Origin of the sequence: Streptomyces sp. NBC_01426 (genome assembly GCF_036231985.1) — a bacterium.
Taxonomy (GTDB): Bacteria; Actinomycetota; Actinomycetes; order Streptomycetales; family Streptomycetaceae; genus Streptomyces.
The window spans coordinates 2,631,205-2,654,118 of the sequence record NZ_CP109500.1; the positions used below are offsets into that span (position 1 = coordinate 2,631,205).

The 22,914-nt window shown below is 72.4% G+C and carries 20 protein-coding genes and 1 pseudogene; 4 read left to right on the forward strand and 17 right to left on the reverse strand.

The features are described from left to right. Positions 1-29 precede the first annotated feature (29 nt). On the forward strand, positions 30-215 hold the full coding sequence (locus tag OG906_RS11325; RefSeq protein ID WP_443067372.1) for a DUF6191 domain-containing protein: 186 nt from the start codon (positions 30-32) through the stop codon (positions 213-215). Here OG906_RS11325 and OG906_RS11330 read toward each other — a convergent pair. From OG906_RS11330 to OG906_RS11355, 6 genes and pseudogenes are all read right to left on the reverse strand, one after another. Continuing rightward, on the reverse strand, positions 184-3,339 hold the full coding sequence (locus OG906_RS11330) for a helix-turn-helix transcriptional regulator (protein WP_329447995.1): 3,156 nt from the start codon (positions 3,337-3,339) through the stop codon (positions 184-186). The two genes, OG906_RS11325 and OG906_RS11330, sit on opposite strands and share 32 nt — an antisense overlap. A gap of 80 nt (positions 3,340-3,419) precedes the next feature. Further along, entirely contained in the window at positions 3,420-3,614 is a 195-nt protein-coding gene (locus OG906_RS11335; RefSeq protein ID WP_267801842.1) for a hypothetical protein, read from the reverse strand. A 195-nt stretch (positions 3,615-3,809) separates the two neighbouring features. Beyond that, positions 3,810-4,448 carry a hypothetical protein gene (locus OG906_RS11340; protein ID WP_329442229.1) on the reverse strand — a complete coding sequence of 213 codons (639 nt, stop codon included), beginning with the start codon at positions 4,446-4,448 and terminating at the stop codon, positions 3,810-3,812. Between the two features lie 583 nt (positions 4,449-5,031). Then, a pseudogene (locus OG906_RS11345) lies at positions 5,032-5,436 on the reverse strand (GNAT family N-acetyltransferase); the annotation flags it as partial. A gap of 20 nt (positions 5,437-5,456) precedes the next feature. Continuing rightward, positions 5,457-7,802, reverse strand: a complete 2,346-nt coding sequence (locus OG906_RS11350) for an MMPL family transporter (RefSeq protein ID WP_329442231.1) — start codon at positions 7,800-7,802, stop codon at positions 5,457-5,459. 255 nt (positions 7,803-8,057) lie between these two features. Then, positions 8,058-8,450 carry a signal peptidase I gene (locus OG906_RS11355; protein WP_329442232.1) on the reverse strand — a complete coding sequence of 131 codons (393 nt, stop codon included), beginning with the start codon at positions 8,448-8,450 and terminating at the stop codon, positions 8,058-8,060. Between the two features lie 59 nt (positions 8,451-8,509). On the opposite strand from OG906_RS11355, the gene OG906_RS11360 reads away from it, so the two are divergent. Further along, complete coding sequence (locus OG906_RS11360; RefSeq protein WP_329447996.1) at positions 8,510-9,313, forward strand: GNAT family N-acetyltransferase; 804 nt, start codon at positions 8,510-8,512, stop codon at positions 9,311-9,313. Between the two features lie 50 nt (positions 9,314-9,363). Next, a complete protein-coding gene (locus OG906_RS11365) occupies positions 9,364-9,870 on the forward strand; it encodes a DinB family protein (protein ID WP_329442234.1) in 507 nt (168 codons plus the stop codon). Between the two features lie 84 nt (positions 9,871-9,954). Here OG906_RS11365 and OG906_RS11370 read toward each other — a convergent pair whose 3' ends face one another. The 11 genes from OG906_RS11370 to OG906_RS11420 form a co-directional block, all read right to left on the reverse strand. Then, complete coding sequence (locus tag OG906_RS11370) at positions 9,955-10,107, reverse strand: hypothetical protein (protein ID WP_443067373.1); 153 nt, start codon at positions 10,105-10,107, stop codon at positions 9,955-9,957. 27 nt (positions 10,108-10,134) lie between these two features. Continuing rightward, the gene (gene gatB / locus OG906_RS11375; RefSeq protein WP_267800509.1) at positions 10,135-11,646 is read right to left on the reverse strand and encodes an Asp-tRNA(Asn)/Glu-tRNA(Gln) amidotransferase subunit GatB; all 1,512 of its coding nucleotides are present in this window, start codon (positions 11,644-11,646) and stop codon (positions 10,135-10,137) included. Positions 11,647-11,661: 15 nt separating this feature from the next. Continuing rightward, a complete protein-coding gene (locus OG906_RS11380; RefSeq protein WP_053677648.1) occupies positions 11,662-11,907 on the reverse strand; it encodes a hypothetical protein in 246 nt (81 codons plus the stop codon). Further along, a complete protein-coding gene (gene gatA, locus OG906_RS11385) occupies positions 11,904-13,397 on the reverse strand; it encodes an Asp-tRNA(Asn)/Glu-tRNA(Gln) amidotransferase subunit GatA (protein WP_267800507.1) in 1,494 nt (497 codons plus the stop codon). Before gatA ends, OG906_RS11380 begins: the two co-directional genes overlap by 4 nt. 5 nt (positions 13,398-13,402) lie before the next feature. Continuing rightward, entirely contained in the window at positions 13,403-13,699 is a 297-nt protein-coding gene (gatC, locus tag OG906_RS11390) for an Asp-tRNA(Asn)/Glu-tRNA(Gln) amidotransferase subunit GatC (RefSeq protein ID WP_007266718.1), read from the reverse strand. Positions 13,700-13,832: 133 nt separating this feature from the next. Beyond that, the gene (locus OG906_RS11395; protein ID WP_443067455.1) at positions 13,833-15,986 is read right to left on the reverse strand and encodes a putative bifunctional diguanylate cyclase/phosphodiesterase; all 2,154 of its coding nucleotides are present in this window, start codon (positions 15,984-15,986) and stop codon (positions 13,833-13,835) included. Positions 15,987-16,430: 444 nt separating this feature from the next. Then, positions 16,431-18,644 (reverse strand): NAD-dependent DNA ligase LigA, encoded by a 2,214-nt coding sequence (gene ligA / locus OG906_RS11400; RefSeq protein WP_329442239.1) that lies wholly within the window; start codon positions 18,642-18,644, stop codon positions 16,431-16,433. A gap of 30 nt (positions 18,645-18,674) precedes the next feature. Continuing rightward, positions 18,675-19,658, reverse strand: coding sequence for a methionine synthase (locus OG906_RS11405; RefSeq protein WP_329442241.1), 984 nt, complete (start codon positions 19,656-19,658; stop codon positions 18,675-18,677). Beyond that, complete coding sequence (locus OG906_RS11410) at positions 19,655-20,344, reverse strand: SDR family oxidoreductase (RefSeq protein ID WP_267825724.1); 690 nt, start codon at positions 20,342-20,344, stop codon at positions 19,655-19,657. The genes OG906_RS11405 and OG906_RS11410 overlap by 4 nt, the downstream gene beginning before the upstream one ends. A 48-nt stretch (positions 20,345-20,392) precedes the next feature. Beyond that, positions 20,393-20,737 (reverse strand): DUF1330 domain-containing protein, encoded by a 345-nt coding sequence (locus OG906_RS11415; protein WP_329442245.1) that lies wholly within the window; start codon positions 20,735-20,737, stop codon positions 20,393-20,395. A gap of 157 nt (positions 20,738-20,894) precedes the next feature. Beyond that, positions 20,895-21,866: a GlxA family transcriptional regulator gene (locus OG906_RS11420; RefSeq protein ID WP_329442247.1), complete on the reverse strand. Its 972-nt coding sequence runs from the start codon at positions 21,864-21,866 to the stop codon at positions 20,895-20,897. Between the two features lie 124 nt (positions 21,867-21,990). Here OG906_RS11420 and OG906_RS11425 point away from each other — a divergent pair, with 124 nt between their 5' ends. Further along, entirely contained in the window at positions 21,991-22,914 is a 924-nt protein-coding gene (locus OG906_RS11425; RefSeq protein ID WP_329442249.1) for an NADP-dependent oxidoreductase, read from the forward strand.

Consider the following 22,914-nt stretch of genomic DNA (forward strand, 5'->3'; position numbering starts at 1 on the left):
CGACGAGGCCCCGGTCGGGGACGAAAGGCGTGGTGGACACCGTGTTCAACATGATCGAGGAGCTCTTCGCCCCGGGACGCAAGCACACCCACGAGGAGAAGAAGCGACTGGAGCTGTCCCGGACCGACGTCGATGACGGCGATCCGGGACGGGGCCCGATAGATCTCGAATCCGGCAAGGTGCTCATACGCCCTGCCGAGCGACCTCCGACCTAGCCCCGGCGCCGCGATCCGGGGCGGATCCGGACGGCCGGCCACCGCGACCGGCCGGGCCGCCTCCCGGGGTCTGGCCCTGCTCTTGGTCCGTGCGGTCCCGGACATCGGGGCCGAACAGCCTGAGCCGGTGGGCGAGGGCGGCGGCTTCGCCGCGGCCGGCCACGCCCAGCTTGGCCAGGATGTTCGAGACGTGCACGCTGGCCGTCTTCGGGGAGATGAAGAGTTCCTCGGCGATCCGGCGGTTGGTACTGCCCGTCGCGACCAGCCGCAGTACGTCCCGTTCGCGGCTGGTCAGCCCCAGGGCCTCGACCGGGTCCACCTCCGGCGCCGGCGGCGCCCCGTGCGGGTCGGGGGCGTCGAGTGGAACCCGGGCGCGCCGCGCCAGCAGGGCCAGGTCCTCGCACAGCCGGCGGGAGCCGAGGCGCTCGGCGGCGGCATGGGCCTCGCGGAGCAGTTCGGCGGCCGTCTCCCGGTCGCGGCCGGCCACGAGCAGGGCCTCGCCGAGTCGGTACACGGCCCGGGCGAGGAGGTACGGGCGGGCCAGGGGTCGGATCATGGCCACGACTGCGGTCCAGTCCGCTGTGGTGTCCCGGCCCTCGGCGCGGAGCAGCTCGGCCCGGACGTACTCGGCGTGCGCGGTCCACACCGGCACCGGGGTCGCCAGGGTGCGGGCGGCGTCGCGCAGCGCCTTCAGGGCGGCTTCCCGGCCGGGGTCGGCGGTCGGGAGTCCCCTGGCGTCGGCCTCCGCGGTGGCCCCGGCCAGCAGGAGCGGCCAGGCGTAGCGGTGTTGCCCGAGGGCGAATCCGTGGGCGATGGCCTCGGTGACGTGGTGGCGGGCCTCGACGATCCGGCCCTCGCCCGCGGCCACGCCGATCTCCAGCCGGTAGAGCGGCAGCCGGTGTTGGGGTTGGGCGTCGTGCGTGCCGAAGTACGCGTGAGCCGTGGCGAGTTGCGCGGCGGCCTCGGAGAGTTCGCCGCGGGCCAGGGCCAGGTAGGAGAGGCGGGCGGCGGCGGAGGCGCGCGGGGCGGCGCTCTGGCCGACGCGGAGGGTCTCCCGCGCCTCCTCCGCGGCCTCGTCCCAGCGGCCGAGGCTGTAGAGGCTCTCCGCCATGTTGCCCCGGACCCAGGCCTCGGAGTCCAACAGCCTTGATTTGCCGACGAGTTCAGTGCCCCGTTTGGCCACTTCCACGGCTTCCGCGGAACGGCCCTGCGATTCCAGCTGAGAGGTGAGGTTGATATGAGCACGACCGGCCAGTGCGGTCAGCCCGAGTTCCGTGGCGCGGTCCTTGATCGCGTGCAGTTCGGCGAGGCCCGTCTCGCTGTCGCCGGAGTCGACGCACAGGGAGGCGACGGTGATCCGCGCGTTGAGTTCGACGTCCTCCGCGCCGACCATCCGCGCGTACTCCACGGCGCGTTCGGCGGCGGCGAGGTTGTCGGGGCCCGGCTTGTGGAGCATGCCCCAGCCCGCGGCCCGGACCAGCACCTCGGCGTGCACCTGGGACGGGGGCAGCCCCCGGACGAGTTCCTGCGCCCTGGCTATCTCCGCCCAGCCGTCGCCGCGGGCCAGGCTCGCGACCAGTCGGGAGCGCTCGGTCCAGAACCAGGCGGCCCGCAGCGGGTCCTCGTCCTCCTCCAGCATGCGCAGCGCGGTCTTGGTCAGCTTGAGGGCGCGTTCGCGTTCGCCTCCGTAGCGGGCCGCGACGGTGGCCTCGGCCAGCAGGTCGAGCCGCTGGAGTCCGGTGTTCTCCGGGTCGCATCCGCAGGGCGGGTACACGTCGGTGTAGTCCGCCGGGCGGAGTCCTTCGCGGGTCTCCTCCGGGACGCTGTCCCAGAGGTCGATGGCCCGCTCCAGCAGGCTCAGCTGCTCGGAGTAGGCGTGTCGGCGGCGGGCGGTCACGGAGGCGGCGAGGACGGCGGGCAGCGCCTTGACCGGGTCGTTGGCGTAGTACCAGTAGCTGGCCAGCCTGATGACCCGTTCGCCGGCGCGGACCAGCGTCTCGTCGGCCTCCATGGCCTCGGCGAACCGCCGGTTGACGCGGGCGCGCTCGCCGGGCAGCAGGTCGTCGCTGACGGCCTCGCGGACCAGGGAGTGTCGGAAGCGGTAGCCGTCCCCGTCGGAGGTGGGGAGGAGGATGTTGGCGCCGACGGCCGCCCGCAGGGCCTCGATCAGTTCGTCCTCGCCGAGCCCCGTGACGGCGCGCAGCAGCGGGTACTCGACGGTGGAACCGCCCTCGGCGACGATCCGGACGACGCGCTGCGCGGACTCCGGCAGGACCTCGACCCGGACGAGCAGCAGATCGCGCAGGGATTCGGTGAGTCCGGTACGGCAGCCGTTCTCCCGGGAGGCGACGAGTTCCTCGACGAAGAAGGCGTTGCCGTCGGAGCGCTCGAACACCGAGTCCACGAAGGCCTCGTCGGGTTGCGAGGCGAGGATGCCGGCGAGCTGTCGGCGTACTTCGGCCCGGTTGAAGCGGGGCAGTTCGATGCGTTGGACGGTGCGGAGCCGGTCGAGTTCGGCGAGGAGCGGGCGCAGCGGGTGGCGGCGGTGGATGTCGTCGGCGCGATAGGTGGCGACGACGACGAGGCGGCCGTTGCCGAGGGTGCGGAAGAGGTAGGCGAGGAGGTGCCGGGTGGAGGTGTCGGCCCAGTGCAGGTCTTCGAGGACGAGCACGATGGTGCGGTCGGCGGCGAGCCGTTCGAGCATGCGGGCCGTCAGCTCGAAGAGGCGCGCGGTGCTCTCCTCGTCGTGCGGGCCCCTCGGGGTGTCGCCGAGTTCGGGGAGGATCCGCGCGAGTTCGTCCTCCTGGCCGGCGGTCGCGGCGACCAGTTCCTCGGGGAACCGGCGGCTCAGGCTGCGCAGCGCCGTCGAGAAGGGGGCGAAGGGAAGCCCCTCCGCCCCGATCTCCACACAGCCTCCGACGGCCACCACCGCGCCGCGGCGGGCGGCCTCGCCCAGGAACTCCTCCGTGAGGCGGGTCTTGCCGACGCCTGCCTCGCCTCCGATGACCAGGGCCTGCGGCTCCTGGTGCCCGGCGCGTGTCAGGGCATCGACGAGTATGGCCAGTTCGTCGGCTCGGCCGACGAACACCGGGCTCACGGATCTGGTCTCCACGCCGCCGAGCATCGCACAGGGCGGCTGTTCGGCGTCACCGAGTATCGCCGCGCTTCTCATCACGCGTCGGTTCCCGTTGTTCGCGCCGCGGCTTACGCGGCGCGGGTGAAGCGGCTCCGAATTCCGCTCACCGACCCTTCGGGTTCCTGGCCGCGTGAGGAGCGGCGCGCCTTCTTGGCCACCCGGGCCAGTCGGTACGCGTCGGCCTCGCGGAGGAGGTCGGCGCGGCGGGCGATGGCCATCTCGTACTCGAACATCTCGTACTCCCTGGTTGCTCTCTCGGGCACCTCGTTCGGTGTGATCCAAGATTCGCTTCCCAGAGGGTGCCCGCGCATGGGGCGCTTGCCGCATCTCCGCGCGCCGGAAGCCTTAGTCCCGCTTACCCGTCCCCCGGACCGCCCTAAGGCGGTGCTTGGTCGGCTCTTTCGGAGCGTGTCCGTTTCGGATCGGACGGCCCGGGAGGGACTCCTGTGCGAGGGGCGTCAGGCGGCGCTCGTCGGCGCGGGGAGGAGGACGTCGAAGTACATGAGGGCGAACAGGAGCACGCCCAGGGCGCCGAGCGCGATCGCGGCCCAGGCCACGGAGCGGATCCACGTCGGAAGGGTGCGGCCGGGGACCCCGAAGGCGGGGCGGGCCAGGACGAAGAGTGCGAGGAGGAGCGCGAGGGCGGACAGGATGCCGTTGACGAGGGCGGTCGCGTGCCAGGGGGCGCTGTACAGGGCCGCGATCTTCGCGTTGTTGTCGGCGGTCTGGCTCAGGTCGAGCTGGTTCACGAGGTTCTGTCGCTCGGCGACGACCCGGGAGACCCAGCTTCCGCTGAGGGCGACGACGCTCAGCCCCGCGGCGACGATCGCGGAGGCCGCGGCGGCGACGCCGCCGACCTGCGCGGATTCCTCGTCCTCGGCGGCGAACTCGCCGTCGAGGTCGTCGTCGAGGTCATCGTCGGACGCCTCGGGGCGGGTGGACCCGTCGAGCGGCTCCGCCGCGGCCTTGTCGGCCGGTTCGACCGTGTCGGACCCCGTGTGCTCGGTCCGGGCCTCGGCCGGGGTGGTCGCTGTCGCCTTGTCTTCGGTGGGGTCCGTTGCGGGGGCCGTCGGGTCGGGGGTCTTCTTGGTGTCCATGCGGGGCACGGTAGGCGGCGTTTCTGAGAGGTTCCTGAGAAGGTCGCGCTACCGCCCGGGGGGCATCTCCGCAGGTGGGCCCCGGGCCGGGAGTCCGGCCGGCGACCCCCGCCCCCGGGACCGGGCCGACGATCGCGAACGGCTCGGCAGCCCCGCCGGCGGACCGTCGGCCCACGACCGCGAGACGCCCTGTCGGGGCTGTGCCTCGTCCTGCCGCGACACGGTCCCGAGTGCCTTGCCGAGCACCTGGTCCGCCGGAACCGGAACGTGCCGGTCGTGGATGGCGTTCGGATGCGGCCGGGGGTCACGGGTGGAGTGGCCGTACCGCGTCGCCGCCCTCTCCGGGGATCCGCCGAGGCGTGCCCGCGGGTCCGGCGCGCGTGCGGAGCCGTGGGCGGCGGGCCCCAGGGCCGCGCCGATCGCGGTCGCGCTCTCGGCGGCGGTCGCGACCCTCCGGGGCTCGATGAGCCCGGCGTTCCCCGACGGTCGTTCGACGCGGCGGATCCACTGGCACGGCGCCGCGGCCGATGAACAACGGCTTCCCCGGGGCGGCGGAAGGCTGACCGGTTCCGGAGGAGGCGGCCTACGCGCCGGTGGACCCGTTCGTGGACCCGTCCGCGGCCGCGTCCGTGGTCCCGCCCGTGGACGCATCCGCGGTCCCGTCCGCGCTTCCGTCCGCGGCTGCGGGCGGCGGCCACTCGTGGGCGAGGACCGCCCAGACCTCGGTGTCCTGGCGGACTCCCCGGTGCGGGTAGCTCTGTCGCAGGACGCCCTCGCGGGTCATGCCGAGGCGTTCGGCGGCCGCGAGGCTCCGCGTGTTGGCGGCGGACGCACGCCATTCCACGCGGTGCATGCCGCGGTCCCGTACGGCCCAGTCGATCAGGATCGGGCAGGCCGTGGTGACCAGGCCCCGGCCGGCCGCGGACGGCTCCAGCCAACAGCCGACCTCGCAGTTCCCGGTGCCGGCCTCGAAGACACGGAAGAGGACGGCGGCGGGCTCGCGACGCGTCACCGGGATGCGGTGGGCTGCGCGGCCTCGTCCTCGTCCTTGTCCTTGTCCTGGTACTCGCCTTGGCCCGTGTCCTTGCCGGCGCCGCCCTTGCCGCCGCCGCCGCCGTGGCCGTTGCCCGTACCGCTGCCGTCCCGGGCGGTGTCCGCGTCGGGTCGCTGCGCCGGGAGCGTGGAAGGGGCGTGGGAGGGCGGGGGTTCGATGCTGATGCGCGGGAGCCTGCGGTCGAGCCAGGCGGGCAGCCACCAGTTGGCGCCGCCGAGCATGTGCATGAGCGCGGGGACCAGCAGGGTGCGCAGCACGAAGGCGTCGAGTGCGACGGCCACGGCGAGGCCGATGCCGAACATCGCGATGATGCGGTCGCCGCTGAGCACGAAGGCGAGGAACACCGAGATCATGATGACGGCAGCGGAGTTGATCACCCGGCTGGTCTCGGCGAGGCCCACGCGGACGGCCCGCTTGTTGTCCCCCGTCTCCAGCCATTCCTCGTACATCCGGCTGACCAGGAAGACCTGGTAGTCCATGGACAGTCCGAAGAGCACCGAGACCATGATGACGGGCAGGAAGGGCTCGATCGGGCCGGCGCTGCCGAGACCCATCGTCTCGCTGCCCCAGCCCCATTGGAAGATCGCGACGACGACGCCGAAGGACGAGGCGACGGCGGCGACGTTCATGACGGCCGCCTTCACCGGGATGCCTATGGACCGGAAGGCGAGCAGCAGGAGCACGCAGCCGAGGGCGATGACCACGCCGACGAAGAGCGGCAGCTTCCCGATGATGACCTCGGCGAAGTCGTCGTAGCCGGCGGTCACGCCGCCCACGTGGACCTCGGTCGAGCCGTCGTTCGCGACGTGCGGGATGACGTCCCGGCGGAGCGTGTCGACCAGGTCGCTCGTGGCCCGGGACTGCGGGGAGGAGTCCGGTACGACCGTCAGGACGGCGGTGTCCCCGCTGCCGTTGAAGACCGCGGGGCCCGCGGACGCGACGCCCTCGGTGGTGCGCAGGGCTTCGGTCAGGCGGTCGACGGCGACCCGGCCGCCGGCGCCGTCGAGGCGGGCGACGACCGCGAGCGGTCCGTTGGTCCCGGGTCCGAAGCCTTCGGCCAGCAGGTCGTACGCCTTGCGGGTGGTGGCGGTGGCCGGGTTGTTGCCCTGGTCGGAGGTACCGAGGTGGAGGCCGAAGGTCGGCAGCGCCAGGACCACCATCACGGTCGTGGCGACCGCGCCGAGGAGCTTGGGCCGGCGTTCGACGAAGGTCGACCAGCGGACGGCGAAGCCGGTGGGGGGCTCGGGCCGGGGGCCTTCCCGTGCGAGCGTACGGCGTTCGCGGCGCGAGAGGGCGCGCGTGCCGATGTAGGAGAGGAGGGCGGGGAGCAGTGTCACGGAGGCGGCGACGGTGAGGACCACGGTCAGGGAGGCCGCGATCGCGACGCCGTCGAGGAAGTTCAGTCTCAGCACCAGCATGCCGAGCAGGGCGATGCAGACGGTCGCGCCGGCGAAGACGACGGCCCGGCCGGTGGTGGCGACGGCGTCCGCGGCGGCCTGCTCGACCGGGAGGCCGCGGGCGAGGGCCTTGCGGTGCCGGGTGACGATGAACAACGCGTAGTCGATGCCGACGCCGAGGCCCACGAGGGTGCCGAGCATCGGGGCGAAGTCCGCGACCGGCATGGCGTGTCCGAGCAGGGTGATGCCGAAGTAGGCGGTGCCCACGCTGACCAGCGCGGTCGCGATGGGCAGCAGGCTCGCGGCGAGGGAGCCGAAGGCGAGGAAGAGGACCACGGCGGCGATGGCCACGCCGATGGCCTCGGCGAGGTGGGCGCCGGTTGCCTCGGTCAGGCCGATCGCCCGGCCGCCCAGCTCGACTTGGAGGCCGTCGGACTCGGTGGTGGGGTTCTTGGCCGTGGTGACGACGGCTCTGGCCTGGTCCTTGGGCACGGCGTCGGCGGGCCGGTCGAAGGTGACGACGGCGTAGGCGGTGCGCCCGTCGGGGCTGATCCGGGCGGCCTGTTCGGGGGCGGGTCCGTAGGGGCCGGCGACCGATCCGACGCCGGGGAGTGCGGCGATCGCGTCCAGTGCCCGGGTCATGCGCTCTTCGACGGCGGGGGTGCGGGCGCTCTGGTGGTCCGGGGCCCGCCAGACGACGGTGTTCGTGTCGCCGCCCTGGCCGTGGAAGCCTTCGCGCAGCAGGGTGTTGGCCTTGGCGGACTCGGTCCCGGGGACCTCGTAGTCGTTGGTGAAGGCCGATCCGGCGCTTCCCGCTGCCGCGGCGGTGCCGCCGAGAGCGAGCAACCAGATCAGGACGGTGACCAGTCGGTGTCGCATGCACCAGCGTGCGATTGCTGCCAACGGACGTGCTCCCTGGTGGTTCGGATCTTTACCGGGGAGGGCCCGTCGCAAAGAACACGTGAACGCGTGCAGGCCGGGGCCGGTGTCCGGGGGGTCTCCCCGGCCCGACCGGTTGGTCCACACCTCTACCTACTTCACCTGCAACGATCTCAGCGATTGGTGATCGTTGGCCCCTTTCGTGCGCATCGTCACAGGAACTTGGGGAAGGCCCGATGCCGCAAGAGATCGAGGGCCGGATCAGGCTCAGGGTCAGGCTCAGGGTCGCGGGCTGCCGGGTTGCCCGTCGGCCCGGTAGCCGGGAACGGACGGCCATCGGACGGTGAGCACGACGGTGTCCTCCTCTGCGTACCAGGAGTGGTCGACGCCGCGTCCCCAGACCACGTAGTCGCCCTGCTCGGCGAGGACCACGGTCCGGCCGGGGAACTCCAGCCGGAAGCGCCCGCTGATCAGCACCTGGAGCGCGGTGCGCTCCTCGCCGGTCACCCACCGGGCCCGCTCGTCGCCCTGGGGGTGGACGCCCCATTTGATCTCCACGTCCTCGCTGTGGCGGGGATCGCCGGGCGCCTTGAAGTGACCGAGGAGCCAGCCCCGGTCGGCGGCGGCGTCGGGAGTGGCTTTGCCGGTGTAGACGGCGGAGTCGACGTTCACGGAGCGAGGTTAATGCAGTTGTGGCGCCCGGACTCGGCTGGTGAGCTGGCCCGATGAGCATGGATGGCACGGAATTGCTGAAGGTACGGGCGCTGTACGACGCGCAGATGCGCCGGGGCGCGCAGCCCGACTCGGCGTCGGCCCGGGTGGAACGGGTGGGTGCGGTCGTCCGGCAGACCGTGTCCGGGCCCGGCTGGAACGGCGTGGTCTGGTCGTACCTCGACGCCGGGACGGCGGACGCGGAGATCGCCGCGCAGATCGCCCACTTCGCGGGGCGGGCGAAGGCCGGCGAGGCGACGGACTTCGAGTGGAAGCTGTACGACCACGACCGCCCGGCGGACCTCGGGGAACGGCTGCGCGCGGCCGGGTTCGTGCCGGAGCCCGCCGAGACGCTGCTCGTGGCGCGCACGGCCGATCTGGCGGCGCTGCCGGTCCGTCCGCCCGAGGGGATCACCTTGCGGGTGGTGACGGACGAGGCGGGGGTGGACCTGATGATGGAGGCCCACAGGAGGGCGTTCGCCACCGAGAGCCCCCGGATCCGGGAACAGGTGCTCGGCATGCTGCGGGACGCCCCGGACACCGTCGAGGCCGTCGTCGCGATGGCGGGCGACACCCCGGTCTGCGCGGCCCGGATGGAAATGCCGCGGGGGGTCTCGTTCGCGGGGCTCTGGGGCGGCGGCACCGATCCCGAGTGGCGCGGGCGCGGCATCTACCGCCTCCTGGTCGCCCACCGCGCCCGGCTGGCGGCGGCCCGCGGCATCGAGTACCTCCAGGTGGACGCGACGGAGGACAGCCGACCGATCCTGGAACGGCTGGGGTTCAAGGTGCTGGGAGTGACGGTTCCGTACGTGTGGGAGGGCTGAAACAGGGGCCCGCCGGGCCCTTCCGGCCGTCAGGTCGGACGGGCAGGATCATGCACATGGAACGCATCTCACCCCCCGGCACCGGAGGCGAGCGCGAAACGCTCCGCGCCTACCTCGACTTCCACCGCGCCACCCTCGCGCTGAAGTGCGAGGGTCTGGACGACGGGCAACTGCGCCGCCGGGCGTCCCCACCGTCGACGCTGTCCCTGATGGGCCTGGTCCGGCACATGGCCGAGGTCGAACGACAGTGGTTCCGCCGCACGATCGGCGGGGCCGAGGTCCCGCACCTGTGGTCCGACCACCACGACTTCCAGGCGGCCTACGACGCCACGGACGCGAGCGGGGCCGAGGCCTTCGCGGCCTGGCACGCCGAGGTCGCACACTCCCGGAAGGTGGAGGCGGCCGCCGCGTCCCTGGAGGTGACGGTGTACGTCCCCAAGTGGGAGGAGGAGGTCTCGTTGCGCCTGGTGATGCTGCACATGATCCACGAGTACGCCCGTCACAACGGGCACGCCGACTTCCTCCGCGAGGCCGTGGACGGCACCGTCGGCGCGTGAGCGACACGGCGTCCGGCTCGCACCGGGGTCGACACGGCATCCGGCTGTCGTCGGGGTCGACACGGCATCCGGCTGTCGTCGGGGTCAGGCGGCGCGCCGGTGACCGAGGCCGTTGACGCGCTGCTTCGGCAGGGCCAGGTCCTTGCGGAGGTACGCGGTCAGCGCGCGGGTGGTCGAGGCGTCGCAGGCCGGCCTTGGCGAACGGTGCGACGAAAAACGGCCCGCACCGGTCAACACCGGTACGGGCCGTCCTTCGTTCGGGGACTAGCCCTCGGAGACGCCCAGGCGCTCCAGGATGAGTTCCTTGACGCGCGCCGCGTCGGCCTGACCGCGGGTGGTCTTCATGACCGCCCCGACCAGGGCGCCGACGGCGGCGACCTTGCCGCCGCGGATCTTGTCGGCGATGGCCGCGTTGCCCGCGATGGCCTCGTCCACGGCCGCGCCGAGCGCGCCCTCGTCCGAGACGACCTTCAGGCCGCGCTTGTCGACGACCTCGTCCGGGGTGCCCTCGCCGGCGAGGACGCCCTCGATGACCTGGCGGGCCAGCTTGTCGTTCAGGTCGCCCGCGGCGACCAGCGCCGCGACCCTGGCCACCTGGGCCGGGGTGATCGGCAGCTCGTCGACGACGACGCCCTGCTCGTTGGCGTTGCGGGCCAGCTCGCCCATCCACCACTTGCGCGCGGCCGCCGAGTCGGCGCCCGCCTCGATGGTGGCGACGATGGAGTCCACCGCGCCCGCGTTGAGGATCGACTGCATGTCGTGCTCGCTGACGCCCCACTCCTCGCGGAGCCGGTTGCGCCGCACGCGCGGCATCTCGGGCAGGCCGGTGCGCAGTTCCTCGACCCAGGCGCGGGCCGGGGCGACGGGCACCAGGTCGGGCTCCGGGAAGTACCGGTAGTCCTCGGCGTTGTCCTTGATGCGGCCGGCGGTGGTGGAGCCGTCCTCCTCGTGGAAGTGCCGGGTCTCCTGCACGATCGTGCCGCCGGAGGACAGCACGGCCGCGTGGCGCTGGATCTCGTAGCGCGCCGCGCGCTCCACGGAGCGGAGCGAGTTGACGTTCTTCGTCTCCGAGCGGGTGCCGAACTTCTCGGTGCCGTTGGGGCGCAGCGACAGGTTCACGTCGCAGCGCATCTGGCCCTTGTCCATCCGGGCCTCGGACACGTCGAGCGCCTTGATGACCTCGCGCAGCTCCGCGACGTACGCCTTGGCGACCTCGGGGGCCCGCTCGCCGGCGCCCTCGATCGGCTTGGTGACGATCTCGATGAGCGGGATGCCGGCGCGGTTGTAGTCCAGCAGCGAGTGGGACGCGCCGTGGATGCGACCGGTGGCGCCGCCGACGTGCAGCGACTTGCCGGTGTCCTCCTCCATGTGGGCGCGCTCGATCTCCACGCGGAAGATCTCGCCGTCCTCCAGCTGGACGTCCAGGAAGCCGTTGAAGGCGATGGGCTCGTCGTACTGGGAGGTCTGGAAGTTCTTCGGCATGTCCGGATAGAAGTAGTTCTTCCGGGCGAAGCGGCACCACTCGGCGATGTCGCAGTTCAGCGCCAGGCCGATCTTGATCGCGGATTCGATGCCGATCTCGTTGACGACCGGCAGCGCGCCCGGCAGACCGAGGCAGACCGGGCAGGTCTGCGAGTTGGGCCGGCCACCCAGCTCGGTCGAGCAGCCGCAGAACATCTTGGTCCTGGTGCCGAGCTCGACATGGACCTCCAGGCCCATGACGGGGTCGTACGACGCGAGGGCGTCCTCGTACGACAGCAGTTCAGTGAAGCTCACGGTGGATGTTCCCTCTCAGCCCAGCAGGACGTCGTCGTCGCCGAGGCGCTTCAGCTCGCGGTACAGGATCGCGAGGCCGGTCACGATGGCGGCGGCGGACACGGCGGCGTCGATCAGCTTCAGCACGTCGTGTTCGGTGCGGGCCTTCTTGACCTGCTTGATCACGCCGAGGGCGCCGAAGGCGGTGGTGCCGATCGACAGGTAGGTGCCGGTCTTGGACTTCTTGAAGCCCTTGGCCTTGGACAGTGCACTGGTGCTCACAGCGACGGTGCCTCCTCAAGCAGCGGGTGACCCCAGCGCGCGACGAAGGCAGCCTCGACGGCGGCGCCGACCTTGTACAGCCGGTCGTCCTTCATCGCGGGGGCGATGATTTGCAGTCCGACCGGGAGGCCGTCCTCCGGTGCCAGGCCGCAGGGGAGCGACATGGCGGAGTTGCCGGCCAGGTTGGTCGGGATGGTGCACAGGTCCGCGAGGTACATGGCGAGGGGGTCGTCGGTGCGCTCGCCGATCGGGAAGGCGGTGGTCGGGGTCGTCGGGGAGACGATCACGTCGACCTGCTCGAAGGACTTCTCGAAGTCCTTGGTGATGAGCGTGCGGACCTTCTGCGCGGAGCCGTAGTACGCGTCGTAGTAGCCGGAGCTGAGCGCGTACGTGCCGAGGATGATGCGGCGCTTGACCTCGTCGCCGAAGCCGGCCTCGCGGGTCAGGGCGGTGACGTCCTCGGCGGACAGGGTGCCGTCGTCGCCGACGCGCAGGCCGTAGCGCAGGCCGTCGAAGCGCGCCAGGTTCGAGGAGGCCTCGGACGGGGCGATCAGGTAGTACGCGGCCATGGCCAGGTCGAAGGACGGGCAGTCCAGCTCGACGATCTCGGCGCCGAGCTCCTTGAGGAGCTCCACCGACTCGTTGAAGCGCTGGACGACGCCGGCCTGGTAGCCCTCGCCGGCGAACTGCTTCACCACGCCGACGCGCAGGCCGGCGACGGAGCCGTTGCGGGCCGCCTCGACGACCGGCGGGACCGGCGCGTCGATGGAGGTCGAGTCCATCGGGTCGTGACCGGCGATGACCTCGTGCAGGAGCGCGGCGTCCAGGACGGTGCGGGCGCAGGGCCCGCCCTGGTCCAGGGAGGACGAGAACGCGACCATGCCGTAGCGGGACACCGAGCCGTACGTGGGCTTCACGCCGACGGTGGCGGTGACGGCGGCGGGCTGGCGGATGGAACCGCCGGTGTCCGTGCCGATGGCCAGGGGCGCCTGGTAGGAGGCGAGGGCCGCGGAGGAGCCGCCGCCGGAGCCGCCGGGGATGCGGGTGAGGTCCCACGGGTTGCCGGTGGGGCCGTAGGCGCTGTTCTCGGTGGAGGACCCCATGGCGAACTCGTCCATGTTGGTCTTGCCGAGGATGACGACGTCGGCTTCCTTCAGCTTGCGCGTCAGGGTGGCGTCGTACGGCGGGATCCACCCTTCGAGGATCTTCGAACCGACGGTGGTCGGGACCCCGATGGTGGTGAAGATGTCCTTGAGGGCGAGCGGTACGCCCGCCAGCGGGCCGAGCTTCTCGCCCGCGGCGCGCTTCGCGTCGACGGCGCGCGCCTGGGCCAGGGCCCCGTCGCGGTCGACGTGCAGGAAGGCGTGGACCTTCTCGTCGACGGCCTCGATGCGGGCCAGGTGGGCCTCGGTGACCTCGACGGCCGTGAGTTCGCCGGAGGCGATCTTCTCGGCGGTCTCGGCGGCCGTGAGCTTGATGATCTCAATCATGGTTGTTAGTCCTCCCCCAGGATCTGCGGCACCTTGAAACGCTGCTGCTCCTGGGCGGGAGCGCCGGAAAGCGCCTGCTCGGGGGTGAGCGACGGACGGACCTCGTCCGCGCGCATGACGTTCGTCAGCGGCAGCGGGTGGGAGGTCGGCGGGACGTCTTGATCGGCGACCTCGGAAACGCGGGCGACCGCGCCGATGATGTCGTCGAGCTGTCCGGCGAAGTGGTCGAGCTCTTCGCTTTTGAGCTCCAGACGTGCCAGCCGAGCGAGGTGGGCGACCTCCTCGCGCGTGATGCCAGGCATGCGGCGATCCTCTGGGGGTGGTGAGCGTGTGGGTTTTCAGGCCCAATCCTATGGGGCCCGCCCCCTGACCCACTAAACGGTTTGCCCCGCCGGTCGCCCGGGCCCCCCGTCCGGGGGGCCCGCCCGGGTGATCTCAGGAGGCCTGGGTCTCCGCCGCCGCGGCGGCCGCGAGTTCGGCGGTGATGTCCGCGGGACGTCGCCAGCCGCGCTCGCCGCGGGCCAGCAGCCAGGCGGTGGCCTCCTGTGGCGGCATGGCGGCGGCGACCAGCCACCCCTGGACCGCGTCGCAGCCGAGGTCGCGCAGCCGCTCCCAGGTCTCGTCGTCCTCCACGCCCTCGGCGACGACGAGCAGCCCCAGCGAGTGGGCCAGGTCGACGGTGCACCGGACGATCTCCGCGTCCTGCGCGTCGACGGCGAGCCGGGCCACGAACGACCGGTCGATCTTCAGTTCGCTGACCGGCAGCCGCCTCAGGTGCACGAGCGAGGAGTACCCGGTGCCGAAGTCGTCCAGCGACATCTTCACCCCGTGCCCGGTCAGCCCGGCCATGGTGTCCGCCGCCCGCTGGGGGTCCTCCAGCAGGACGTGTTCCGTTATCTCCAGCTGGAGGCCGCTCGCCGGGACCCCGTGCCGCGCCAGCCGGGCGGCCACCGCTCCCGCGAAGCCGGGCGTGTGGACGTCGCGGGGCGAGACGTTGACGGCGACCGGCACCTTCAGGCCCTGCGCCCGCCACCGCGCCACCTGCGCGAGGGCGGTCTCCAGGACGTACTCCGTCAGGTGCGGCATCAGTCCGGAGGTCTCGGCGATGGCGATGAACTCGTCGGGCGAGACCCGGCCGCGCTCCGGGTGCACCCAGCGCACGAGTGCCTCCAGCCCGGCCACCTGTCCGTCGAAGCGGACCTTCGGCTGGTAGTGGAGTTCCACCTCGCCCGCGTCGAGGGCGCGCCGCAGGTCGCCGAGGAGGCCGAGCCGGTCGGGCGTGTTGCTGTCGCGTTTGGACTCGTAGACCTCGACGCCCGTCCGGTCCCGCTTGGCCTGGTACATGGCGACGTCGGCGCGGCGCAGCAGTCCTTCGGCGTCCAGCGCGTGGTCGGGGAAGACGGCGAGGCCGGCGCTGGCCTCCAGGACGAGCGTGAGCCCGTCCAGGTCGAGGGGGGAGCCGAGCTCGGCGACCAGGTGCCGGGCGACCCGCTGGGCGCTGGTGGTGGAGTCCGCGACGGGGAGCAGTACGGCGAACTCGTCGCCGCCGAGTCGGGCGACCTCGGCGTCCTGGGGCAGGGCCTGGCGCAGTCGGTCGGCGATCTGGAGGAGCAGCCGGTCGCCGGCGAGGTGGCCGAGGGTGTCGTTGACGGCCCGGAAGCGGTCGAGGTCGATCAGGACGAGGGCCGCCCGGGTGCCCAGTCGTTCGGCCTCGTCCAGCGCCGACCAGGCGCGCTCCAGCAGCCACTGCCGGTTGGGGAGCCCCGTCAGCGGGTCGCGCAGTTGCTCCTCGGCGCGGGCGCGGGCGATCCACAGGGTGGAGTCCAGTGCGATGAGCGGTACGGCGAACAACGGCAGCAGCACCGGCTGGGAGACGGCGACGACGCAGATCAGGGGGGCGATCCCCAGCAGCGCGGCGGCGACGAGCGCCTGCCGGAGCAGGGCGGTGCGGGCGACGGTGGGCAGTCCGCCCCCGCGCGGGGAGAGGGAGGCCCACAGCAGGAGGCGGGTGACCGCCAGGTAGGCGAGGGCGACCAGGATGATCTCCGGGATGGCCCCGGGTCCCCAGGTCGTGGGCTGCCAGGGGGTCTCGACCGTCGGGTGGTCGCCGAAGGCGCCGAGGACGAGGGCTCCGGCGCCGATGCCGAGGATGTCGACGGAGCCGTGGAGCAGGCCCTGCCGCCAGCGGTGCCGGCGCGCGGCCCCGACCAGCGAGACCACGGCCAGGGAGACGAGTCCCGCGGGCACCCATCCGTAGAGGACGAGGACGCCGAGGGTGAGCGCGGCGCCCGAGCCGGTGCCGCCCCACCAGCGGTCGCGGCCCAGCGCGACGAGGTGGCCGACGATGATGCCGGTGAGCAGGGCGAGCGCCCAGCCCACCGTGCCGCCGGGGAACAGCGCCTGACGGTCGCTCAGGGCGGCGGCGATGCCGGTGGCGAGGGCGACGACGGACAGGCCCACGATGACGAGGGGCGTGGTCGTGCGGACGTGTTGCCCCTTGCCGTCCTGTCCCTTGCCGCCCGATCCGGTGTCGAGCGGGCGGGTGTCCGGCGTCCTGGCTCCCAGGAGCCCGAACCGTCCCGTCCGCACGGGCGGGGGTTCCCCGCCGAATTCAGGTGACGGGTCGGCGCTTTCGGTGGGTTTCATGCCCGTCCCTCTCACAGCCGGCGATGCCGATGTCACGCGATGGCCCCGATGTCGTGCCGTCCCGGCCGGCAGCACGTCACGCAGCCGTGCACGACAGGCGCACCCCACAACAGTAGGACGCCGGAGGGTCCCAGGGGCAGCGGTCGGCGGTGGTTGCCCGAATGCGACCCAGCCATCCTCATCAGTACGGTATCCGCCGAACGGGTGAGTTTGGACCAGGCTCTTCCGGTCCTCCATCCGATGATCCGACAGGTCACCGCCCTGCCGCCGGCCCCGTACCGGCCGTTTGGCACCGACGGCCACGCCCGGCGTGCGCCCGCCCGGACGGCCGCACGCCACGCATCAGTTCGCCTTCACCCGTCCCCCGGAAGGACTTCCCTTCGCTCGTTACTCCGTTTCCGTGGCCCCGTCCACCGGGAGCGCCACCTCGCGCGCGGCGTCCGGACCCCGTTCCAGGAGCACCTCGAACCCGGCGTCGTCGAGGATGGCGAGCTTCAACTTCACGGCGTTGTCGTACTTGGAGCCGGGGTTCTCGCCGACCACGACGAAGGAGGTCTTCTTCGAAACGGAGCCGGTGACCTTGGCTCCCCGGCTCTGCAGGGCCTCCTTGGCCCCGTCCCGGGTGTGGTTCCGCAGGGTGCCGGTGACGACGACGGTCAGGCCCTCCAGCGGTCTGGGGCCCTCCTCCTCGCCGGAACCCTCCTCCTCCATCCGGACGCCGGCCTCGCGCCACTTGCGCAGGATCTCCTGGTGCCAGTCGACGGCGAACCACTCCTTGAGGGACGCCGCGATGATGGCGCCGACCCCGTCGGTGGCGGCCAGTTCCTCCTCGGTGGCCTGCTCGATGCGCTCGATCGAACGGAACTCCCGGGCCAGCGCCTCGGCGGCGACGGGCCCGACGTGACGGATCGACAGGCCGTTGATGACGCGGGCCAACGGGCGGTCCTTGGCGGCGGCGATGTTCTCCAGCATGGCCAGGGCGTTCTTCTTCGGCTCGCCCTTCTGGTTGGCGAAGACCGTGACGATCTTCTCCTCGCCGGTCTTCGGATCCCGCTTGGGCAGTCCGCTGTCCTGGTCCAGGACGTACGCCTTGATGGGCAGGATGTCCTCGATGGTGAGGCCGAACAGGTCGCCCTCGTCGCGCACGGGCGGCTCGGCCGGCTCCAGCGGGTTGGTGAGCGCGGCGGCGGCCACCGCGCCGAAGTTCTCGATGTCCAGGCACTGCCGGCCGCCGAGGTAGAAGAGCCGCTCGCGCAACTGGGCGGGGCAGGTCTGCCCGTTGGGGCAGCGGAGGTCGATGTCCCCCTCCTTCATGGGCCGCAGCGGGGTCCCGCACTCGGGGCACTCGCCCGGCATCACGAACTCCCGCTCGCTGCCGTCCCGCAGGTCGACCACCGGGCCGAGGATCTCGGGGATGACGTCGCCGGCCTTGCGCAGGACCACGGTGTCGCCGATGAAGACGCCCTTGGCCTTGACGACCTCCTGGTTGTGCAGGGTCGCGAACTCGACCTCCGACCCGGCGACCGTCACCGGCTCCACCTGCGCGTACGGGGTCACGCGGCCGGTGCGGCCGACGCCCACCTTGATGTCGATGAGCTTGGTGTTGACCTCTTCGGGGGCGTACTTCCAGGCGATCGCCCAGCGCGGTGCGCGCGCCGTGGACCCGAGCCGGCCCTGGAGCGGGATCTCGTCGAGCTTGACGACCACGCCGTCGATCTCGTGCGCCACGGAGTGCCGGTTCTCGCCGAAGTGGGCGATGAACTCGCGCACTTCCGCCAGGGTGGAGACCACCTTGTTGTGCTCGGCGGTCGGCAGGCCCCACTCGCGGAGCAGGTCGTAGGCGTGCGAGAGGTTGTCGATGTCGAAGCCCTCGCGCGCGCCGATGCCGTGCACGACCATGTGCAGCGGGCGGGTGGCGGTGATCTTCGGGTCCTTCTGGCGGAGCGAACCGGCCGCCGCGTTGCGCGGGTTGGCGAAGGGCTTGCCCTCGGTCTCGACGAGTCGGGCGTTGAGCTCCTCGAACTTGTCCATCGGGAAGTAGACCTCGCCGCGGATCTCCACGAGGGCCGGGATGCGGTCGCCGCTCAGTCGGTCCGGGATCTCGGCGATGGTGCGCACGTTGGGCGTGATGTCCTCACCGGTGCGGCCGTCGCCGCGGGTGGCGGCGCGGGTGAGCCGACCGTTCTCGTAGGTGAGGTTGACGGCGAGGCCGTCGACCTTCAACTCGCACAGGTAGTGGTAGTCGGAGGTGTTCGCATCCCGGGCCACCCGCTCGGCCCAGGCCGCGAGTTCCTCGTCGTCGAAGGCGTTGTCGAGGGAGAGCATCCGTTCCCGGTGCACGACGGACGCGAAGTCCGTTTCGTACGCCCCGGCGACCTTCTGGGTCGGCGAGTCGGGGGTGCGCAGCTCCGCGTACTCCTCTTCGAGTGCCTCCAGCGAGCGCAGCAGCGTGTCGAACTCGGCGTCGCTGACGACCGGCTGGTCGTTCACGTAGTACCGGAAGCGGTGCTCCTCGACCTGCTCGGCGAGCAGTGCGTGCTGTTCGCGCACCGCCGCCGGCACCGCCGACTCGCCGCCGGCCTGCTTCTGTTCGGCTGCCATGCCGTGTCCTCCCGTGGCCCGTCTGATCCGTCACTCAGGGTTGTCGGCGAGCGACCTCGCCGCCCTGACGCAGTGGGCCTGCACCGCGCGGGCGTAGGCGGGCGAGGCGCCCGCCAGACCGCACGACGGGGTGACCACGACGGACTCCGCGAGGGTCCCCGGGGCCAGTCCCAGCCTGCGCCAAAGCTTCCTGACACCCATGACGCTACCCCCCGGGTCCGACAACGGGGCGTCGGTGCCGGGCACCACTCCGACGAAGAGTTTCGCACCGTCCTCGACGGCCTCCCCGATGGCGTCGTCCTCGCGCTCGGTGAGCAGGGAGAAATCGAACGACACACCCGTGGCGCCGGCGCGCCGGAGCAGTCCGAAGGGGACTTCGGGGGCGCAGGAGTGGACGACGACCTCCCCCTCGTGGACGGCGAACAGCTCGCGCAGGGTGCCCTCGACGACCTGTCGGTCGACGGCGCGGTAGGTCCGGTACCCGCTGGCGGACCGCACCCGGCCCAGGAGCACGGAGGTCAGCGAGGGCTCGTCGAACTGGAGCACCACCTCGGCGCCGGGGATGCGCCTGCGTACGTCGGTCAGGTGCTCGCGCAACCCCTCCGCGAGGGACCCCGCCAGGTCCCGGCAGGCCCCGGCGTCCTGGAGGACCGCCTCCCCGCCGTGCAGTTCCAGCGCGGTGGCCAGGGTCCAGGGCCCGACGGCCTGGATCTTCAGCTTGCCGGTGTAGCCCTGGGTGAACTCCTCCAGGGCGTCGAGGTCCTCGCCGAGCCAGGAGGTGGCGCGCTTGCTGTCGCGGCCGGGGCGGTCGCTGATCCGCCAGCCGCTGGGCTCGACGTGCGCGTACATGTCGACGAGCAGCCCCAGGGACCGGCCGATCATGTCGGCGCCGGGTCCGCGCGCGGGCAGTTCGGCGAGGTACGGGAACTCCTCGAAGGAGCCCGTGACGGTCTTGGCGGCCTCGCGCGCGTCGCCGCCGGGCAGCGAGCCGACGCCGGTGGCGTTCGCGCTCATCGGCCGGGCCTGACGCTGAGGTCGTTGACCTCGGCGTCGCGGGGCAGGTCGACGGCCATGACGACGGTCGTCGCGACGGACTCGGGGTCGATCCAGGCGGCGGCGTCGTACTCCTTGCCCTCCTGGGAATGCACCTTGGCCTGCATGGGGCTCGCGGTGCGGCCCGGGTAGACCGAGGTGACGCGGATGCCGTTGGGCTTCTCCTCCTCGCGCAGGGAGTCGGCGAGGGCCTTCAGGCCGTGCTTGGAGGCGGCGTACGCGCTCCAGTCGGCGTGCGCGTGCAGTCCGGCGCCGGAGTTCACGAAGACGATCGTCGCGTGCGAGGCGCGCAGGGTGGGGAGCAGCAGCCGGGTGACCTCGGCGGGGGCGATCAGGTTGACGTTGAGCTGCTGGTGCCAGGTCTTGGGGCGCAGTTCGCCCACCGGGCCGAGGTCCACGATCCCCGCGATGTGCAGCAGGGAGTCGATCCGCTCGGGGATGGCCTGCTTGGAGAAGGCCCAGGAGAGCCGGTCGGGGTCCGCGAGGTCGCCCACGAGCACGCCCGCGCCGGGGAAGCGTTCGACGAGCTGCTTGCCGCGCGCGGCGTCGCGGGCCAGGAGGACGAGGTCGTCGCCGCGCGCGTGCAGGCGGTTCGCGACGGCGGCGCCGATGCCGGATCCGGCACCGGTGATCAGGTGAGTAGCCATGTGGCCATGCTCGCATCCTGATCGCGCCCCGATCGCGCCCGTCGCCCCTCAGAGGCCGAGGGCCTCGCGCCAGTGGGCGGCCGTCAGGCCGGCGTCGTAGTCGGGGGCGACCCCGTCGACCAGGATGGTCTCGCCGGGGATGTTGTCGGTCCGCAGCGGGAGGATCTCCTGATAGGCGGGTGAGTCGTACCAGGCGCGGGCGCGGTCCATGTCGGGGAAGGAGATCAGGACCACCGCCCCGGGGAAGGGGCCCTCCTTGACCTCGACCTGTTGGTCGTGGACGAGGAAGCGGCCGCCGAAGGGGTCCATGGTGGCCTGGATCCGCTCGATGTAGCGCAGGATCTCGTCGTTCATCGGGGCGGGGCGCAGGTGGGCCAGGGCGTACGCGGTCATCGTGTTCTCCTCGGCTGTGCCGTGTCGGACCGGTGCACGGTGTCGGTCCGTGCATCTGTGGCGGTCCGTGCATCTGTGCCGGTCCGGTCCTCGGGTCGAACCGTTCCGTGGGTTCGATCCTGGCAAGCGCCGGTCGGGAGCGCGATTACCCCGGGGGTCATGCCTGCGCGAGGGCGGGGCGGAAGGTGCGTCGGTAGGCGATCGGCGAGATGCCGAGCGCGGTCCTCATGTGCTGGCGCAGCGAGTTGCCCGAGCCGAAGCCGGCCCGGTGCGCGACGAGGTCCACCGACAGGTCGCTGGACTCCAGCAGGTGGCGGGCCAGTTCCAGGCGCTGGACGGTGAGCCACTGCACCGGCGTCATGCCCACCTCGTCGCGGAACCGTCGGGTGAAGGTGCGCAGGCTCATCCGGGCGTGGTCGGCCAGTTCGGCGAGGGCGATCGGTTCGGACAGCCGCTCCAGGGCCCAGGCGCGGGTGGCGGTGGTGGTGGCGACGGTCGGCTCGGGGACGGGCCGGTCGATGTACTGGGCCTGTCCGCCGTCACGCCAGGGCGGTACGACGCACAGGCGTGCGGCGCGGTTGGCGACGGCGGTGCCGTGGTCCTGCCGGATCAGGTAGAGGCAGAGGTCGACGCCCGCGGCGACGCCCGCGGAGGTGAGGACGTCCCCGTCGTCGACGAAGAGCACCTCCTCGTCGAGCCGGACCCGCGGGAAGGCCCGCTGGAACTCGGGGGCGTGCAGCCAGTGCGTGGTGGCGGGCCGGCCGTCGAGCAGCCCGGCCGCGGCGAGGACGTAGGAGCCGGTGCAGATCGACACCAGTCGGGTGCCGGGCCGGATCCCGGCGATGGCGGCGGCGAGCGCGGGCGACAGGGGCGCGCCGTGCGCGAGGTCGTCCATGGCGTGGGTGGGCGGGATGACCACGGTGTCGGCGGCGGCGAGCGCCTCGGGGCCCGCCGCGACGCCGACCGTGAAGCCCGCGTCGCTGGTCACGGGCAGGCCGTCGGCGGTGCAGACGGTCACCTCGTAGAGCGGGGCGCCGTCGTCGTCGTGGGCGTTGCCGAAGACGCGGGAGGGGATCCCGAGCTCGAACGGGGGGACGCCTTCGAGGGCGAGTACGGCGATACGGTGCATGGCCAGATTCTGTCACATGGTGGCCGTACGGCCAGCACCATGCGGGCCCGACGACCGCCAAGCTGAATGCGTCGGCCGGGGAAACCAGCCGAAACCCGTAGAAGTACCACCAGAGGAGACATCCATGCGCGCCGTCGTCGTCAGCCAGTGGGGCGGACCCGAGGTTCTCGTCGAGAGGGAGATCGAGCGTCCGGAGCCCGGCATGGGCGAGGTGCTCGTGCGGGTCCGCGCCGCCGGCGTGAACCCGGTGGACTGGAAGACCCGCGAGAGCGGCGGCCTGATCCCCTGGGGGCCGGTGCCGGCCGTCGGCTGGGACGTCTCGGGCACCGTCGAGGCCGTCGGACCGGGCGTGACCCTGTACCGGGTGGGCGACGAGGTGTACGGGATGCCCCGCTTCCCGCAGCAGGCCGGCGCGTACGCCGAGTACGTGACCGCCCCCGCCCGGCACTTCGCCCGCAAGCCGGCCTCGCTGGACCACGTGGAGGCGGCCGCACTGCCGCTGGCGGCCCTGACCGCCTGGCAGGCGCTGGTCGACACGGCCGGGGTCTCGGCCGGTCAGCGGGTCCTGGTGCACGCGGCGGCCGGCGGCGTCGGCCACCTGGCCGTGCAGATCGCCAAGGCCCGCGGCGCGTACGTGATCGGCACCGCGAGCGCCGCCAAGCACGAGCTGCTGCGCGACCTGGGCGCCGACGAGGTGATCGACTACCGCACCGCGGACTTCGAGGACGTCGTCTCCGACATCGACGTGGTGATCGACGCGGTGGGCGGGGACCACGGGCAGCGCTCGCTGAAGGTGCTCAAGCCGGGCGGGCACCTGGTGACCCTGCCGGGCCCCGACGGCCTCCCGGCCGACGCCGAGGGCGTGCACGCCACCTGGCTGCTGGTGGAGCCGGACCTCAAGGGCCTGGAGGGCATCGCCGCCCTGGTCGAGCAGGGCCTGCTGAAGCCGCTGGTCGACACGGTGCTGCCGCTGGAGCAGGCCGCGAAGGCCCACGAGATCGGCGAGCGGGGCCGTACCACCGGCAAGATCGTCCTGACGGTGGCCTGA